The organism is Sphingomonas sp. (genome assembly GCF_965200135.1).
Taxonomy (GTDB): Bacteria; Pseudomonadota; Alphaproteobacteria; order Sphingomonadales; family Sphingomonadaceae; genus Sphingomonas.
This window is the reverse complement of sequence record NZ_CBDATK010000013.1, coordinates 14,952-32,142: the sequence shown is the minus strand read 5'-3', so window position 1 is coordinate 32,142 and position 17,191 is coordinate 14,952. Positions and strand designations below refer to the sequence as shown.

Annotated in this window: 12 protein-coding genes; 7 read left to right on the top strand and 5 right to left on the bottom strand. The window is 69.7% G+C overall.

What is annotated here, in order from left to right; genetic code table 11:
• Window positions 1-160 precede the first annotated feature (160 nt).
• Window positions 161-2,632 (bottom strand): penicillin-binding protein 1A, encoded by a 2,472-nt coding sequence (locus tag ACOFKS_RS13745; protein WP_419809825.1) that lies wholly within the window; start codon window positions 2,630-2,632, stop codon window positions 161-163.
• Window positions 2,633-2,682: 50 nt separating this feature from the next.
• Window positions 2,683-3,888: an N-acetylmuramoyl-L-alanine amidase family protein gene (locus ACOFKS_RS13740; RefSeq protein WP_419809824.1), complete on the bottom strand. Its 1,206-nt coding sequence runs from the start codon at window positions 3,886-3,888 to the stop codon at window positions 2,683-2,685.
• Window positions 3,889-4,307: 419 nt separating this feature from the next.
• On the opposite strand from ACOFKS_RS13740, the gene ACOFKS_RS13735 reads away from it, so the two are divergent.
• From ACOFKS_RS13735 to ACOFKS_RS13705, 7 genes are all read left to right on the top strand, one after another.
• Window positions 4,308-7,100, top strand: a complete 2,793-nt coding sequence (locus ACOFKS_RS13735) for an Rne/Rng family ribonuclease (protein WP_419809823.1) — start codon at window positions 4,308-4,310, stop codon at window positions 7,098-7,100.
• Between the two features lie 272 nt (window positions 7,101-7,372).
• The gene (locus ACOFKS_RS13730; RefSeq protein ID WP_419809822.1) at window positions 7,373-8,011 is read left to right on the top strand and encodes a DVUA0089 family protein; all 639 of its coding nucleotides are present in this window, start codon (window positions 7,373-7,375) and stop codon (window positions 8,009-8,011) included.
• Between the two features lie 340 nt (window positions 8,012-8,351).
• Complete coding sequence (locus ACOFKS_RS13725; protein WP_419809821.1) at window positions 8,352-9,713, top strand: M48 family metalloprotease; 1,362 nt, start codon at window positions 8,352-8,354, stop codon at window positions 9,711-9,713.
• 11 nt (window positions 9,714-9,724) lie between these two features.
• Window positions 9,725-10,411 carry a DsbA family protein gene (locus ACOFKS_RS13720; protein WP_419809820.1) on the top strand — a complete coding sequence of 229 codons (687 nt, stop codon included), beginning with the start codon at window positions 9,725-9,727 and terminating at the stop codon, window positions 10,409-10,411.
• A gap of 32 nt (window positions 10,412-10,443) precedes the next feature.
• Complete coding sequence (locus ACOFKS_RS13715) at window positions 10,444-11,373, top strand: ABC transporter ATP-binding protein (RefSeq protein WP_419809819.1); 930 nt, start codon at window positions 10,444-10,446, stop codon at window positions 11,371-11,373.
• Between the two features lie 154 nt (window positions 11,374-11,527).
• On the top strand, window positions 11,528-12,289 hold the full coding sequence (locus ACOFKS_RS13710; protein WP_419809818.1) for an ABC transporter permease: 762 nt from the start codon (window positions 11,528-11,530) through the stop codon (window positions 12,287-12,289).
• Window positions 12,271-12,507 (top strand): hypothetical protein, encoded by a 237-nt coding sequence (locus ACOFKS_RS13705; protein ID WP_419809817.1) that lies wholly within the window; start codon window positions 12,271-12,273, stop codon window positions 12,505-12,507. Before ACOFKS_RS13710 ends, ACOFKS_RS13705 begins: the two co-directional genes overlap by 19 nt.
• Before the next feature lie 6 nt (window positions 12,508-12,513).
• Here the strand turns inward: ACOFKS_RS13705 and ACOFKS_RS13700 are convergent, their stop codons facing one another.
• The 3 genes from ACOFKS_RS13700 to ACOFKS_RS13690 all read right to left on the bottom strand — a co-directional run bounded on the left by ACOFKS_RS13700 (window position 12,514) and on the right by ACOFKS_RS13690 (window position 17,169).
• Window positions 12,514-13,029: a hypothetical protein gene (locus tag ACOFKS_RS13700; RefSeq protein WP_419809816.1), complete on the bottom strand. Its 516-nt coding sequence runs from the start codon at window positions 13,027-13,029 to the stop codon at window positions 12,514-12,516.
• 17 nt (window positions 13,030-13,046) lie between these two features.
• Window positions 13,047-15,212, bottom strand: a complete 2,166-nt coding sequence (locus ACOFKS_RS13695) for a prolyl oligopeptidase family serine peptidase (RefSeq protein WP_419810168.1) — start codon at window positions 15,210-15,212, stop codon at window positions 13,047-13,049.
• Between the two features lie 97 nt (window positions 15,213-15,309).
• The gene (locus ACOFKS_RS13690) at window positions 15,310-17,169 is read right to left on the bottom strand and encodes a CocE/NonD family hydrolase (protein ID WP_419809815.1); all 1,860 of its coding nucleotides are present in this window, start codon (window positions 17,167-17,169) and stop codon (window positions 15,310-15,312) included.
• Between the last annotated feature and the right edge of the window lie 22 nt (window positions 17,170-17,191).

The following is a 17,191-nucleotide window of genomic DNA, read 5'->3' as shown; positions in this document are numbered from 1 at the left end:
TGTAGGTCCTAACTGTTCTGCTCGTCATCCCCGCGAAAGCGGGGACCCATCACCTGAGATCGCGACATACGCGACCGTCACGATGATGGGAACGGCGGGAGGTGGGTTCCCGCTTTCGCGGGAATGACGGAAGCAAGTGGATGACCAGCCAGGGCGACAACTAGTATATCCCCCCCTCCCGCTGCAAGAAGTCGCCGTCCGACGGCGCCTGCCGCCGCACCGGCGCGGCACTCGCCGCCGCCGTCGGAGTCGCCTCGCCGCGTCGGGCGGCGCGCCGCGGTTCGCTCTCCGGCTTGAACGCCTCCCAGATCACCGGTGCCCGCGGATCGCTTGTCGGCCACGCGCCATAGACCGGCTGCCCGCTCGCGCGGTCGATCCGCACCATGCGAACCCCGGCGGGCGCACGGAAGGGTAGCTTGTCCAGCCCCTCATACGCCTTGACCGCAAACTGGCGAAAGATCGGCGCCGCGAAGGTGCCACCCTGGATGCCGCCCAGATTCCGGGGCTGATCGTAGCCTATATACAGCCCACCGATGAACTGCGGCGTGCCGCCGATGAACCAGACGTTGGTCGGCCCGGTCGTCGTCCCGGTCTTGCCGAACATCGGCCGGTTCAGGTCGCGCAGCACCGTCGCCGTGCCGCGCTGGATCACGCCCTCGGTGATATGGACCATCTGGAACGCCGTGACCGGATCGATCACCTGCCGGGTGCGGCTCGCCGGACGCGGCATCGGCTGGCCGTTCCAGTCGGGTGCGTTGCAGCCGTCGCACGGCCGCCACGCCGCCGGCCAGATCACCTTGCCGTGCCGGTCCTGGACGAAGTCGATCACCGTCGGCGCGTGCATTCGCCCCTGATTGGCGAGGGTCGCATAGGCGTTGACCATTCGCAGCACGGTGGTGTCGCCCGCGCCCAGTGCAAAGGCGAGATAGGGCGCGTACTCGCCCACTCCCATCCGCTTCATGATATCGACGACATGGCCCATTCCGACCGTGGCGGCGGTCCGAACGGTCATCAGGTTGCGCGACTGCTCGATGCCCCAGCGCATCGTGTGCGGCCCCGATCCGGCCTCGTTGCCGAAGTTGCGGAAGCATTTGTTCCCCAGATGCGCGCCCTGATAGACGCAGAAGGGCCCGTCGACGATGATCGACGCCGGCGTCATCCCGTTCTCCAGCGCCGCCGAATAGACGATCGGCTTGATTGTCGAGCCCGGCTGCCGCAACGCCTGCGTCGCGCGGTTGAACGACTGCAACCGCGCGTCGAATCCCCCCTGCATCGCCAGCACGCGGCCGGTCGCCGGCTCCTCGACCACGAAGCCGCCCGACACGCGCGGCACCGAGCGCAGCGCGAAGCCGTCGCCCAGCGGCGCCACCGCCAGGATGTCGCCGGACCGGATCGCGCGATAGGCGTTGCCACCGACCCCCACCACCGGCATCGCCGCCGCGGCGTCTGGCATGGTTGCCTCTTGCCCGTTCGCGAACCCCAGCCGCCAACCGCCGCCCTCACGCGCGATCGCGATCGCCGCACGCCAATTCTTGTAGTCGAGGCCCATGTTGGTGTTCAGCAACACCTGCCGCCAGTCGTCGGGCGTGATATCCTTGTGCCCGATCGGCCCCGACCAGCCGCGCCCGGCGGCATAGCGCAACAGCCCGTCGCGCAGCGCTTCCTGCGCCAGGTCCTGCAACCGACCGTCCAGTGAGGTCCTGACCCACAGTCCGCCCGCATAGACGCTGTACGGCCCGTCGCGGTCGGTTTCGCCGAACTTGCCGATCAGCTGCCGCCGCACCTCCTCGGTGAAATAGCTGCCCGCTCGCTCGTTCTTCGGCGGCTGGCGCGGTGCGGTGCCCAGCGGCTCGGCGTTCGCCTGGGCAAATTGGGCCTGGCCGATGAAGCCGTTCGCCAGCATCTCGCGCAGCACGTAATTGCGCCGCTCCAGCGCGCGGTCGGCATGGCGGACGGGGTCATAGTTGGACGGCCCTTTGGGCAGGATCGCCAGATACGCCATCTGCGCCAAGCTCAGCTCGCGCAGCTCCTTGTCGAAGTAAGCGTGGGATGCCGCCTCCACCCCGAACGCGTTGCGGCCCAACGCGATCTGATTGAGGTACAGTTCGAGGATCTGCTCCTTGGTCAGCGACCCCTCGATCCGATAGGCGAGGATCGCCTCGCGCACCTTGCGCGCATAGCTGCGCTCGTTGCCGACCAGCAGGTTCTTGGCGACCTGCTGCGTGATCGTCGACGCGCCGCGCGCGCGCCGATCGGAGGTCAGGTTATCCCACAGCGCCGACGCGATGCCGGGATAATCGACGCCGTGGTGCGAGAAGAAGGTCTTGTCCTCCGCCGACAGGAACGCGTCGACCAGTAGCTTGGGATATTCGTCGTAGCTCAGCTCCACCCGCCGCTCGCGCGCATAGGACTGGATCGGTGACCCGTCGCCGCCGCGAATATTGGTCGGCAGCGGCGGCTCGTAGGTCCGCAGCCGATCGACCGACGGCAGGTCGCGCGCGAACAGGAACAATCCGGCGAGCACCGCCAGGCCCAGCAACAGCACGCCCCACGCGCCGAGCTTCCCCAGCCGCCGTACCCAGCGCCGCCGCAGGAAGCCGCGCGGAACGGCTGTGGAAGGAGCTGTCGCCATGGATCGGACGAGTAGCAGCGCCCGCCCGCGTCGTCACCCCGGCCCGACGGCTACCTGACGGCCATCCGGCGCGCGAAGTGCGCCTCCACCGCTCGCGTGACGCTATCGGCGATCCGCTCGCGGCCGTCTTCGGAGTCGAGGAAGGCGGCTTCGGCTGGATTGGAGATGTAGCCGGTCTCGAACAGGATGCTCGGCATGTCGGGCGCCTTCAGCACCATCAGCGACGCCATGCGGTGGAACACCGGCTTGACCGGAATCAGCGGGCGCGCCTCGCGGCCGAGCAGGCGGGCGAAGCCGGCCGATGCGTTCATGGTCTCGCGCTGCGTCAGGTCGATCAGGATCGACTGCACGTCGGCACCGGCGCCCGCCATGTTGAGCCCGCCGATCACGTCCGCCTTGTTCTCGCGCGCGGCCAGCCGCGCGGCCTCCTTGTCGGACGCGACTTCCGACAGCGTATAGGCGGATGCACCGCTGGCCTGATCGGACAGGGCGCTGTCGCAGTGGATCGAGATGAACAGGTCCGCCTTCAGCCGCCGCGCGATGCCGAACCGCTCGCGCAGCACCAGGAAACGGTCGTCGCCGCGCGTCAGCGCCACCCGCACCCGCCCGCTGGCGAGCAGCGCGTCGCGGATCGCGCGTGCGATCTTCAACGTCACATCCTTCTCGCGCAGCCCCGATTGCGGCGAGATCGCGCCCGGATCGACGCCGCCATGGCCGGCGTCGATCACCACCAGCGGCCGGCGATCGTCGCCCTGCACGCGCGGCAGCGGCACGGCACGCGCCGGGGGCACCGGCACCGAGACGCTGTAGCGTGACCGCCGCCCGAACGAGAACGGGAAGTACCGCGACCAGCCCGCTTCCGACGCCGCCGTGAAGGTCGCCTCCGACGCCGGTTGCAGCTGCAGGCGCAACTCGCGCCCGCCCGCTTCGAACCCGGCATCGCCGACGACCGCCGGGCCGATCAGATGAAAGACGATGCGTGTGCCGCCGTCGGCGCGCGACTGGCGAATGCGGCTGACGAGGCCGGTCGCGGTGCCGCCGTTGCCGGGAGTGACGCCGCGCACCTGCACCAGTATCTCTCGGCTCCCCGCCGCGACCAGACTCGCGGCGTCGGCCACCGGCGCGTCGAAGCGGATCACGATCCGGCCGTCCGCCACGCGCACGCTCTGCACCGCAGCCGCCGACGCGCCGCCCGGCCACAGGCTTGCAATGAGCAACGCCAGCGCGCCGCCCGGCCGCCTCCAGTCCCACATCATCTCGTTCGCCCCATCGCGTTACCCGCTCGCACGGCGAAGGTTAACGCGGCGTTAGCATCTTTGCCGCAGACACGCCACGCGTCGACGTGACCACCCCGGTTGCGGTGACGGTTTCGCGATGCTACCTGACCGGATAGCGCCCGTGCGCGCCCGTTCTGGGCGGCCTCCGGCACGCTTCTTACGGCCACAGCGTTTCCCGCCTCGGCCAACCAGGTTGACGCTTTCCATGCTGCATTCCTCCCGTCCGCAAGACCCACCGGCCCCGGCCGGCGGGCGCGCGGATGTGGGTCCGGCTTTTCGTCCCGGACATGCACGGCGAGCGGACGCACTTCTTTGCAACCCAGCGCGGGGACAAGTCCTCGCTGCCTCTTACCGACGCGCCCGCCGCTATTCGCCGGCACGCGCGTGGAGCAACATCAATGACAACGCGCATGCTGATCGACGCACGCCACCGGGAAGAGACCCGCGTCGCAGTCGTCAAGGGAAACCGGATCGAGGAGTTTGATTTCGAGAGCGCCGATCACCGGCAGCTCAAAGGAAACATCTATCTAGCCAAGGTTACCAGAGTCGAGCCGTCCTTGCAGGCGGCGTTCATCGATTATGGCGGCAACCGCCATGGCTTTCTCGCCTTTTCCGAAATCCATCCCGATTACTACCAGATCCCCAAGGAAGATCGCGAAGCACTGCTCCGCGAAGAGGCCGAGCATGCCGCCGAGGAGGCGGAGCTGCGGGCGCGGCAGGACGCCGAGGATGACGATAGAGACTCCGATGGTGGCGAAGGCGACGCGGATGACGTCGCCGAAGATGGCGACGACGACCTCGATCACGGCGATGATGATGATGCCAGCGAAGAGGGCACGTCCAAGCGCCCCCGCGCCGGCCGCAACGGCGACGATCAGGTCGAGGCACTGCGCCAGCGCCGCACCAACCTGCGCCATCGCTACAAGATCCAGGACGTCATCCACCGCCGTCAGGTGCTGTTGGTCCAGGTCGTCAAGGAGGAGCGCGGCAACAAGGGTGCGGCGCTGACCACCTATCTGTCGCTCGCCGGCCGCTATTGCGTGCTGATGCCCAACACGTCGCACGGCGGCGGGATTAGCCGCAAGATCAGCAATGCGGGCGACCGCAAGCGGCTGAAGTCGATCATGGCCGACCTGGCGCTGCCGCCGTCGATGGGCTGCATCGTCCGCACCGCCGGGCTGCAGCGCACCCGCACCGAGATCAAGCGCGACTTCGACTATCTCGCCCGGCTGTGGGACGAGATCCGCGAGAAGACGCTGGGCTCCTCCGCCCCCGCTTTGGTCTATGGCGACAGCGACCTGATGAAGCGGGCGATCCGCGACATCTACAACTCTACCGTCGACGAGGTGATCGTCGAGGGCGAGGAAGGCTATCGCCACGCCAAGGACTTCATGCGGCTGCTGATGCCGTCGCACGCACGCCGGGTGAAGCAATATGCCGACGCGGTGCCGCTGTATCAGCGCGCCGGCGTCGAGGACCAGCTCGCGGCGATGTACAACCCGGTCGTCCAGCTCAAGTCGGGCGGCTATCTGGTCATCAACCCGACCGAGGCGCTGGTCTCGATCGACATCAACTCGGGCCGGTCGACGCGCGAGCACAATATCGAGCAGACCGCCACCGCGACCAACCTGGAAGCGGCCCAGGAGATCGCGCGTCAGCTCCGCCTGCGCGACATGGCGGGCCTCGTCGTCATCGACTTCATCGACATGGACAACGGATCAAACGTCCGGAAGGTCGAAAAGGCGATGAAGGAGGCGCTGAAGGACGATCGCGCGCGCATCCAGGTCGGCCGCATCTCGTCGTTCGGGCTGATGGAGATGAGCCGGCAGCGGCTGCGCACCGGCGTGCTGGAGGCGTCGACGCGCCAGTGCCCGCATTGCGAGGGCACCGGGCTGGTCCGCACCGCCGCCTCCGCCGGGTTGTCGGCGCTGCGGCTGATCGAGGACGAGGCCGCGCGCGGTCGCGGCTCGATCATAACGCTGCGTGCCAGCCAGGAGGCGGCGATCTATGTCCTCAACCGCAAGCGCGCGGACATCGCGGAGATCGAGGACCGCTATGGCGTCCAGGTCGAGATCCTGCCCGACCGCGAGGAAGAGGGCGCGCGCATGGCGGTCGAGGTCTCCGGCCCGCCGCCCGCGCACGCGCCGCGCATCGAGGCGCTGGTGGTCGAGGAAGACGACGACTTCGAGGACGAGATCCCCGAGGAGATCGAGATCGACGAGGAGGACGTCGCCGACGAGGAGGAGCGTGACGCGCGTCCCCGCGCCCGCGAGGAGCGCGTCGCGCGCGACGACGGCGAGGGCGGGCGCAAGCGCCGCCGTCGGCGTGGTCGTCGGCGCGGTGGCCGCGAGGAAGGCGGCGAGCGTCCGGCCGACGAGCAGGAAGCCGGTGATGCGGACGGCGCCGAGGAGGCCGATGGCGAGTCGGAAGCCACGGCCGAGTTCGTCGGCGAACAGCCTCGCCGCGAGGACGAGGCCGGCGTCGAGGGCGAAGGCCGTCGTCGCCGCGGACGTCGCGGCCGACGCGGCGGTCGCCGCGACGAGGGCGGTGCGGCCGAGGCCATCACCGATCCGCAGATGCCGGTCGACGAGAGCGACGAAGGCACGGAGCCCTCTGGCGACGAGCCCGAGACGATCGAGGCCGGCGATGCCGGTCACGTCGTGAGCCCGCTCGACCTGCCGACGCCCGAGGAGGACGCCCGTCCCAAGCGCCGCCGTCGCTCGCGTAGCGCCACGGTCGAGGCCGAAGCGCCTTCCGTCGAGGCGGTCGTCGAGACCGCGCCTGAGCCGGAACTCGCGCTGCAAGCGGCGCCCGAGCCGGCCGACGAAGCGACCGCCAAGCCGCGCCGCACCCGCCGCAAGGCGACGCCGGTGACCTCGGATGCGGTCGCCGAACCGGCCCCCGTCGCGGCGGTGGCCGAAGCGGTGTCCGAGGAGCCCGCCCCGGCCCCCAAGCGGCGCACGCGCCGCAAGCCGGCCGCGACGGTCGAAGCCGACGCCGGCGAGACGGGCGGCGAGACCGTCGAGCAGCCGGTCGCCGCCGCGGTCGAGGCCCCGCCAGCGCCGGACGCCGCGGACGATGCGGAGGACGGCGCGACGCTCGCGACCGGCCAGGACGGCACGCTCGTGGCCGATGGCGACGACGGGTCGACCCCGCGTCGCGGCTGGTGGCAGCGGACGTTCGGGGCGTAAGCGCGGGGAGCGGCAGCGCGCCTGATCGCGACACCCGGTCGACGGCCCCTCTCCCTTGCGGAGAGGGGCCGCTCGGCGGAGCAGATCAGGCTCGGTGCAGGAATCGCGGCGTCGAACGCGCACATTCCGCGCCGCCGACGCGCCGACCCGATCCGGGACGATAATCCTATCGCCGCATAGTGCGAACGCATCATGCGATCGCCTCGCCATCCCTGCATTCCTGCCTGGTTCGACTTTGAACCAAGTGGGGAACAGCGATGAAACGATCCGTGGTGAGACTGAAACTCCTGTTGTGCGCGGCAACCGCTGCCGCCGCTCTGTCGGCGACCTCGGCGCAGGCGCAGAGCAACTTCTCCTTTGCCGGCACGCTGAACGACCCGAACCAGGTGCTGTTCTTCGACTTCGACGTCGGCGATGCGTCGACCGTGACGCTGGTCAGCTATTCCTATGCGGGCGGCGTCAACGCGGCGGGCCAGGTCATCGCGCGCGGCGGGTTCGATCCGATCCTGGGCGTCTATAACGCCGCGGGAATCCGCATCGGGCAGAACGACGACGGCGGCGGCTCCGTGCCGGCCGACAGCGTCACGGGTCTGCGTTACGACACCTACTTCCAGAGCCTGTTGACGCCCGGCAGCTATCGCGCGGCGGTGTCGGTGTTTCCGAACTTCGGTCCGACCGACCTGAACACCGGCAGCTTCGCCGGCGCCGGCTCGTTCACAGACGCTGGCGGCAACGCGCGCGACAGTCATTTCGCGTTCGATGTCCTGGGCGTCGCCTCTGCGACAGGTCCCGGCGGCATCGGCGGCGTGCCCGAGCCGGCGACCTGGGCGCTGATGATCCTCGGCTTCGGCGGCGTCGGCGGGGCGATGCGCCGCCGGGGTTCGGTACGGACGACCGTCAACTTCGCCTGATCGACCGTCGTTACGCGCGTCGGGCCGCCGTCCTCGCCTGAGGACGGCGGCTCTTTGCCAGCGCGTGGCGAGGCTCTGGTCCGGTCGATGCCGCGAGTGCCGATGGAAGTGCCGCCTCGCGGCACCGACTGCCAAGGCTTGCTCCTTCATCCGCCGCGACAAGGGTGGTGTCTTCACGACCCGTTCACCCGCAGAATGGCTGTCCTGAGCGTCCCCAAACTGCTAGGTCGCCGCCCGTGTCCAGATCCTGCCCTCCTGCTGCCTCAACGGTCACGCGCCCGATCGCCGGCGCGCACGAATGCAGGCTGCGTGGACATGCGGCGGTTTGCGCGTGGCCGGCATGCTGAAGCGTCTGGTCGCCGCCCTGACGATGCTCTCGCTATTGTGGGCGCAGCCGGCGTTCGCGCAACAGTCGATCCTGCGCGATGCGGAGACGGAGGCGTGGTTCGCCGACATGATGGCGCCGCTGGTCAAGGCGGCGGGCCTCGACCCGCGCAACGTCAAGGTGGTGCTGATCCAGGACGAGGAGATCAACGCCTTCACCGCCGGCGGGCAGACGATCTATGTCAATTCCGGGCTGATCTTCGCGGCCGACAACGCCAACGAGGTGCAGGGCGTGCTCGCGCACGAGCTGGGCCATGTCGCGGACGGGCATGTCATCCTCGCCGGGGAAGGCGCAGCGGGCGCGACCAAGATCGCGCTGCTGTCGATGGTGCTCGGCCTCGCCGCGATGGCGGCGGGCGGCGGCGCGGCCGGGCCGGGGATCATGGCGGCGGGGCAGCAGGCGGCGCTGGGCAAGTATCTCGCCTTTTCGCGCGTGCAGGAGTCGACCGCCGACGCGACGGGGCTCAAGTTCCTGACCGAATCCGGCATCACCGGACGCGGGCTGTTGTCGTTTTTCAAGAAGCTCCAGCAGCAGGAATACCGCTACGGCGTCGAGAACATCGATCCGTTCATGCAGAGCCATCCGCTGTCGGGCACCCGCATCCAGACGCTGACGCACGACGTCCAGGCCGCGCCCGCCTATGGCCACACGCCCGACCCGAAGGTCGAGGAGCAGTTCCGCCGCATCAAGGCGAAGCTGGAGGGCTATTCGATGCCGTTCGAGCGGACGCTGCGCGACTTCCCGGATACCGACCAGTCGATCTACGCGCATTATGCGCGGGCCTATGCCTATCATAAGGGCGGCTTTCCGGACAAAGCCGATGCGGAGGCCACCGCGCTGGTCCGCGCGCGGCCGACCGATCCGTATTTCCTGGAGGTGCAGGGCCAGATCCTGCTGGAGGCCGGCAAGCCGCAGGAGGCGCTGCGGCCGCTGCGCGCGGCGAGCGAGGGATCGCGCTACAACCCGCTCATCACCACCACCTTCGGCCACGCGCTGATCGCGACGGAGGACAGTGCCAACTATCCCGAGGCGGTGCGCGTGCTCCGCACCGCCGTCGCGCGCGACGACGACAATCCCTTCGCCTGGCAGCAGCTGGGCACCGTCTATGAACTGACCGGCGACAACGCGCGTGCGGCGCTCGCCACCGCCGAGCGCGCCAGCATGACCGACGACCTGCGTACCGCGCAGGCCAGCGCCCGCTATGCGCTCGCCAACCTGCCCGCCAACACCCCCGACTGGCTGCGCGCGCAGGACATCGCGATGGCGTCGAAGAACGCGCAGTGCGATCGGAACCGGCGCCAGCGGCAGTGCCGATAGGGGTGGGGTCGTTGACGCGTTGGGGATTGCCGGCCGCCGCGATCGGCGGGGTCGTGCTCGGCGCGCTGGGGATGCTCGCGGTCGGCCGGGTCTCGGGCGGCACCGACGTGCGCGGCTATCTGCTCGCGCATCCCGAGGTGATCCAGGAGGCGATGCAGAAGCTGCAGGACCGCGAGACCGGCAAGGTGGTGGCGGCGAACCGCGACGCGATCGTCCGACCCTATGCAGGCGCCTGGGCCGGCAACGCGCGCGGCGACGTCACCGTGGTCGAGTATTTCGACTATAATTGCGGTTATTGCCGGGCGAGCCTGCCGATCCTGCAACAGATGCTGGAGCGCGATCCGGGCGTGCGGCTGGTCTATCGCGAGCTGCCGATCCTGTCCCCCGAAAGCCGCGCCGCCGCGCGCATCAGCCTCGCCGCCGCCGCCGCCGGGCCGGCGCGTTACCGCGCGTTCCACGCCGCGCTCTACGCCGCCGGGCCGGTCAGCGCCGCGACGATCGCCGGCGCCGCGCGGCAGGCGGGAGTGCCCGCCGCCGTGCCCGCGGATGCGGACGCGGAGATCGACCGCAACCTCCGGATGGTCGACACGCTGCGGCTGAACGGCACGCCCAGCTGGGTGATCGGCGACCGCATCCTGATCGGCGCGCAGCCGCTCGACGCGCTGGAGGACGCGATCCGGGCGGCGCGCGCCCGCTAGCAGATAGCGGCCGGAACGGCTAACGCCGCGACGTGACCGAACCCATCCTCGACCTCCGCGGCGTCGCCAAGACCTACAAGAGCGGGGTGGTGGCGCTCCACCCGACCGACCTCGCCATCGCGAAGGGCGAGATCTTCGCGCTGCTCGGGCCGAACGGCGCGGGCAAGACGACGCTGATCTCGATCGTCTGCGGCATCGTCGTGCCGAGCGCGGGCTCGATCACGGTCGCGGGGCACGACGCGCTGACCGACGCCAAGGCCGCGCGCCGCCTGATCGGGCTGGTGCCGCAGGAGCTGTCGGTCGACATGTTCGAAACGGTGCTGGCGACCGTGCGCTTCAGCCGCCGTCTGTTCGGCCATTCCGGCCACGACGCGCATATCGAGCAGGTGCTGCGCGACCTGTCGCTGTGGGACAAGCGCGACGCCAAGATCATGGAGCTGTCGGGCGGCATGAAGCGCCGTGTCCTGATCGCCAAGGCGCTGGCGCACGAGCCCGCGATCCTGTTCCTGGACGAGCCCACCGCCGGCGTCGACGTGGCGTTGCGGCGCGATATGTGGACGCTGGTCCACCGGCTGCGCGAGAAGGGCACCACCGTGATCCTCACCACCCACTATATCGAGGAAGCCGAGGAGATGGCCGACCGCGTCGGCGTGATCGACAAGGGCAAGCTGCTGCTGGTCGACGACAAGGCGGCGCTGATGGCGAAGCTGGGCAAGCGCGAGCTGGACCTGACGCTGGTCGAGCCGATCGCCGCGGTGCCCGCCGCGCTGGCGCAATGGGCGCCGACGATCGAGAACGACGGCCGCACGCTGCGCTATGTGTTCGACGCCAAGGAGGAGCGGACCGGCATCCCGTCTTTCCTGACGGCGCTGCGCGACGAGGGCATCGCGTTCAAGGACCTGGAGACATCGAAATCGAGCCTGGAAGACATCTTCGTCGATCTGGTGGGGGAAAAGGCGTGATGGGCATCCCGCAAATCCTCCCCGGGACTGGGAGGTGGTGCGCGGCGCAGCCGCGTGACGGAGGGGGTTCGCCTCAAGCGCACCGCTCGCGGCCCGCCCCCTCCACCACCGCTCTGCGAGCGGCGGTCCCCCTCCCCGTACCGGGGAGGATCGGGTGAACCGCCATTCGATCTGGGCGATCTATCGCTTCGAGATGGCGCGGGCGTTGCGGACGCTGTGGCAGTCGCTGGTGACGCCGGTGCTGACCACCAGCCTGTATTTCATCGTCTTCGGCGGCGCGATCGGCAGCCGGATGAGCCAGGTCGGCGGCGTCGGCTATGGCAGCTTTATCGTGCCCGGCCTCGTCATGCTGTCGCTGCTGACGCAGAGCATCGCCAACGCCTCGATCGGCATCTACTTCCCGAAGTTCACGGGCACGATCTTCGAGATCCTGTCGGCGCCGGTGTCCGCGTTCGAGCTGGTCATCGGCTATGTCGGCGCGGCGGCGACCAAGTCGATCGTGCTCGGGCTCATCATCCTGGCGACCGCCGCCTGCTTCGTGCCGCTGCCGATCGCGCACCCGGTGGCGATGGTCGCGTTCCTGATCCTGACCAGCCTCGCCTTCAGCCTGTTCGGGTTCATCATCGGCATCTGGGCGAAGGGGTTCGAGCAGCTGAACTTCGTCCCCGCGCTGCTCATCACGCCGCTGACGTTCCTCGGCGGCGCGTTCTATTCGATCGACATGCTGCCCGCGCCGTGGCGGACGATCAGCCTGTTCAACCCCGTCGTGTACCTCGTCAGCGGCTTTCGCTGGAGCTTCTTCGACAAGGGCGACGTGTCGATCGGCGTCAGTCTGGCGGCGACGGCGGCGTTCCTGCTGCTGTGCCTGGGCGCGATCGCGTGGATCTTCCGGACCGGGTGGCGGCTGAAGAACTGAGCGCGGACGACGCCTGGCTCGCGGCCTGGCTGGACGCGGTGCGCGACGGGTCCGCGACGATGAATCGGCGTGCGCGCACGTCGATCGATCGGCATGGCGGCGTCGATGCGGCGGTGGCCGCGGCTCGCGCGCGTGGTGTCCATCTGGCGGAGCTGACCGACGAGACCGGCAGGCTGCTCGTCGCTGCCAGCCGGCACCCGTTCACGACGCTGTGCTGACCCCCATCAACTGACGATGCAGGTGACGCCCGCATAGAGGCCGATCACCTTCGACGTGGGCCTTGTGCCGTCGAGCCACCCCTGCGGCCCGTCCTCACGCTGAAAACTCGCGCCGAGCCCGCCGTTCGCCTCGTCGCCCTCATCGGTCTCGACGTCGGGATAGGCGCGGCGCACCGCCGCCAGCGTCGAGCCGACCGCAATGCCCTTGGCGGTGTGGAGCGTCGTGCCGTCCTCCGTCCACCCGACGAACTTGCCGCCGACGAAGGTCAGCTCGAAGTCACCACGGAATGCCGCATAATACCGGATCGCGTCCTGCGCGCAGTCGCCGTGGTTGCCCTGCTTGACCGGGGGGCCGAGCGCGGTGGTCACCAGCGCGATCGCCTGCGCCCGCGTCGTCCGGTCGAACTTGATCGTGCGCGCGCCGACGCCGACCCCGTCGCCCGCCAGCAACAGCACCGGCCGCGCCGCCGGGGCCGCCGCCACCAGCGCCATCGCCAGCGCCGTCATCAGACCCTTGTCCATGCCGCTATTCCCCCTGATTATCGCACGAACCCCGGTGCGCCGAAGCGGTTGAGGAAGAAGGCGAAGATGTCCGCCCGCTCCTGCAGCGACTGATCGCGGGTCGAGCCGATGCCGTGTCCCGCATTGCCGTCCGAGCGGATCGCCACCAGCTGCCGGTCGCCCCATTTCGCGCGCATCATCGCCGCCAATTTGGCCGACATCCACGGATCGACGCGGCGGTCGTTCAGTCCGACGGTGAAGAGGTAGCTGGTGCCGCCCCGCGCCTGGCGCAGCAGCAGCGTCGAGTCCTGCGCCGCCAGCGCGCGGAAACCCTCGGCGTTGCCGGGATCGCCCATCTCGCCATATTGGTTCGGCCCGTTGTTCGCCACCGCCAGCCGGGTCGCGTTGACGATGCCGACCCGCGTCACCGCCGCCGCGAACAGGTCCGGCCGCTTCAGCGCCACCGGCGGGATCAGCAGCCCGCCCGCGCTGGCCCCGAAGATGCCGAGCGTCTTCGGCGTCGCATAGCCGAGCTGGACCAGCCGCTCCCCGCACGCGATCAGATCCTCGTGCGCGCGCGGCTTGTTGGCGACGTTGCCGTCGCGGTGCCAGCCCTCGCCCAGTTCGCCGCCGCCGCGCACATGGCAGTCGGCATAGACGCCCCCGCGCGCGTTCCACACGGTCCAGCTGGTGCTGTAGGTCGGCCGCCCGATCTGGCCGTAGCTGCCATAGGCGTCGATCACGGTCGGGGCCGGACCGTGCCGCGCGCCGGCGTAGACGATGGTCAGCGGCACGCGCGTGCCGTCGGCGCTGGTCGCATACTCGTCCACCACGGTGCGCGCGCGCGCGGCTGGCAGCGTCTCGTCGGCGATGCCGAGCGGCGCCATCCGCCCGTCGACGGCGCGGTAATAGGTCCAGTTCTGGCGGAAGCCGGCGAGAGCGAAGGTGATCGCCCGGCGATCGGGCGTCACCGACAGGTCGGTGATCCCCAGCCCCGCCGGCAGCGCCACCGCGCGCGGAATGCCGGCGCCGCGCGGCAGGAACAGCAGCCCGCTGGCGCCGGACGGCAGCGTCGTCGTGACGTACAGCCCGCCGGTGGTGGCGGCGATGCCGTCGATGACGCGGTTGCCTGCGGGCAGCACCCGCCGGCTCGCCGCCAGCGAGGTCGCCTTGCCGAGGTCGAGTGCGCGCAGCTCGCCCTTCGGATCGGTGCGGCTGGTGACGTAATAGAAGGTGTCGCCGACCACGTCGGCGGTGTTGACCCGATCGTCATAGGTGGCGAGCTGCGTCCAGCGCGGCCGTCCGGCGCGGACGTCGGCGAGGCGGCCGACCGCGACCGGATATTCCGCGCGCGCATTGGTCGCCAGCGCCACCACCCACGGCGTCGTCGGGTCGGTGACGACGATCGGGAATTGGCTCGGCAGCACCGCGAAGCCGTTGGCGGGCAGGTCGGGGCCGAGCAGCGGCTTGTCCTCGGCGACCGGCGTGCCCAACCGATGCAGCCAGGACGACATGCCGCGCATCTGATCGCCGCCCGCCGCGGTCGCCGCCAGGCGGGTGTAGGTGACCGTGTCGTCGTCGATCCAGCTGACGCGGAACTCGCCCCAGACCGGCCCCAGCGCGTCGGGACCGGGGGTGCCGGTCGCGACGTCGTAGAAGCGGATCATGCCCGTCTCGCCGCCGCCGTCCGCGACGTGGATCGCAACGCGCTTGCCATCGGGCGACGGCGTATAGGCGGAGATGGCGCGCGGCGGCGCGTCCGCGGCGACACCCGCCATCGGATCGAGCAGCAGTCGGTCATGCCCGCCCTCACGCACCATCAGCACCGGAATGTTGCGGTCGGGCGCGACCACCTCGAAGAACAGGCGCCCGCCCGCCTCCTGCACGTTCATGTGCGCGGCGTTGGCCCGGCTCGCCGCCTCCAGCTCCTTGAACAGCGCCTCGCGCTGCGGCAGCGCCGCCAGTTCGCCTGTGGTATGCGCGCTCGACGCGTTGACCCAGGCGGCGAGCGCGTCGCGGCGGTTGGCGCGTTCCATCCAGCGATAGGGATCGTCGATCGCGACGCCGAACACCGTCTCGGTGAACGGCTCGACGGCGGGCAGCGTCGGAAAGTTGGTCAGGCCGTTTCCGCCGACCTGCGTTCCCAGCTGTGCGAGCGCGGCCACGGGCAACAGCGTCGCCGCCAGCATCCATCCCCACCGCATCGTCACGTCCCCCCGGTCGCCCGCGTGCATTTGGCACGAACCGGGCCGAAGGCTTCAACGGTTATGCGACGAACGCGCGCCGGTCAGCGCATCACTGTCAGCGCATCACCGGCAGCGTCACGCGCGAGCCGGCGCAGACGCGCTGCTCCGCCCGGACGTAATCGCCCGGTTTCGCCCGCGCGATGTTGGGCACGAAGGTCTGCGGGTTGCGGTCGATCATCGGAAACCAGCTCGACTGCACCTGCACCATGATCCGGTGCCCGGCCTTGAACACATGGTCGTGATCGCGCAGCGGCACGTCCCACGCGACGACGCGGTTGGCGACCAGCGGCTGTGGCGCGGTATCGCTCAGCAGGAAACGGCCGCGCCGCACCTCCATCGCGATCGGCAGCTGATAGCCGTTAAGCTGGCGCGCGTAATCGCCGGGCTTCGCGGTCGCGCCGTCGAACGGGACGGCGTTGTCCGGCAGCACGTCGATCAGCTTGACCACGAAATCCGAATCGGTGCCGCTGGTCGACGCCATCAGCGTCGCCGCGAGCTGCCCCGTCACCACCAGGTCCTGCGGCAGCGGCGCGGAGGTCCAGCTCAACACGTCGGGACGGTGATCGACGAAGCGCTGATCGTCCCCCTCCCAGCTGCGCCAGTCGGGCGTCGCATAGGTCGCCGACATCGGCCGCTCGCGGAAGGGCACCGGGTTGGCGGGGTCGCTGACATAGCTGCGGCACGCCTCGCCCGCCGCCGGCGCGGTGAAGGACAGCGAGCCGTCCGCGCGCAGGTACAGCTGCGTGGCGGTCGCGCCCGTCGGCGGCCAGGCGGCATAGGTGCGCCACCGGTTCGATCCCGACTGGAACATCTTGACCCGCCAGTCGGGGCGCGTGCCCTGTCCGTGCAGCCAATAGCGGAAGAACGGCGCCTGGATCTGTGCCTTGAACTCGGTGCCCGATTCGGTGCCGATGGGGACGCGTCCGTTGGCGACGAAATCGCCCTTGCCCTGCCAGCCGCCATGGTTCCACGGCCCCGACACCATCTGCGCCAGATGGTTCGGGTCGTTCTGCGCCTGCCGCTCATAGATGCGCCACGACCCCCACGGGTCCTCCTGATCCCAGAAGCCCGCGACGTTGAGCGTCGGCACCGTCGTCCGCCCGAGCGCGTCGGTCCAGCGCTGACCGGTGTAGAAGCTATCGTGGTTGGGATGATCGAGCAGCGCTGTGAACATCGCCGAGCCGCCGTGGAGGAAGTTGCGGTCGACTGCCTCCGCGTTCCCCTGCTGAAGGAAGAACTCGTAGGTATCCAGCGTCGGATAAGGGAACTCCCAATTGTCCTTCGCCATCTGCAGCGACGACACCCAGTCGGTGGCGTAGCTGAGCCGCAGCGCGCCGTTGCGGTGGAGGTCATCCGACTGCCAATAGTCGATCCACGCCGCCTGCGGGCTGACCGCCTTCAGCGCCGGGTGCGGATGGATCAGCGCCACCGCCGCCGCGAAGCCGGGATAGGACACGCCCCACATCCCGACGCGCCCGTTGTTGGGCTTCACGTTCTTCACCAGCCAGTCGATCGTGTCGTAGGCATCGGTCGACTCGTCGACGGCGCGGCGATCGCCCGGATGGACGGCGGTCGAGAGCGTGAAGCTGCCGCCGGACTTGAACCGCCCGCGCATCGACTGGATCACCATGATGTAGCCGTCCGCGAGCAGCTCCTTGTTGCGCTCGACGAAGCGCTGCGTCGGCGCCTCGGTGGGGACGCCATAGGGGGTCCGCATCAGCAGGATCGGCAGCGGTCCGGTCCTGTCCTTGGGGCGCATGACGACGGTCTGCATCCGCGCGCCGTCGCGCATCGGCACCATCACCTCCTCGAAGGTGAAGGGGGAGTCGGCGGCGGGCGCGGGCGCGGGCGGCGGCGCCTGGGTGAGCGCCGGCGCGGCGGCGGCGAGCAGAGTGGCGAGAAGGATTTTACGCATCGACGGATGCTGCCGGGCGGGG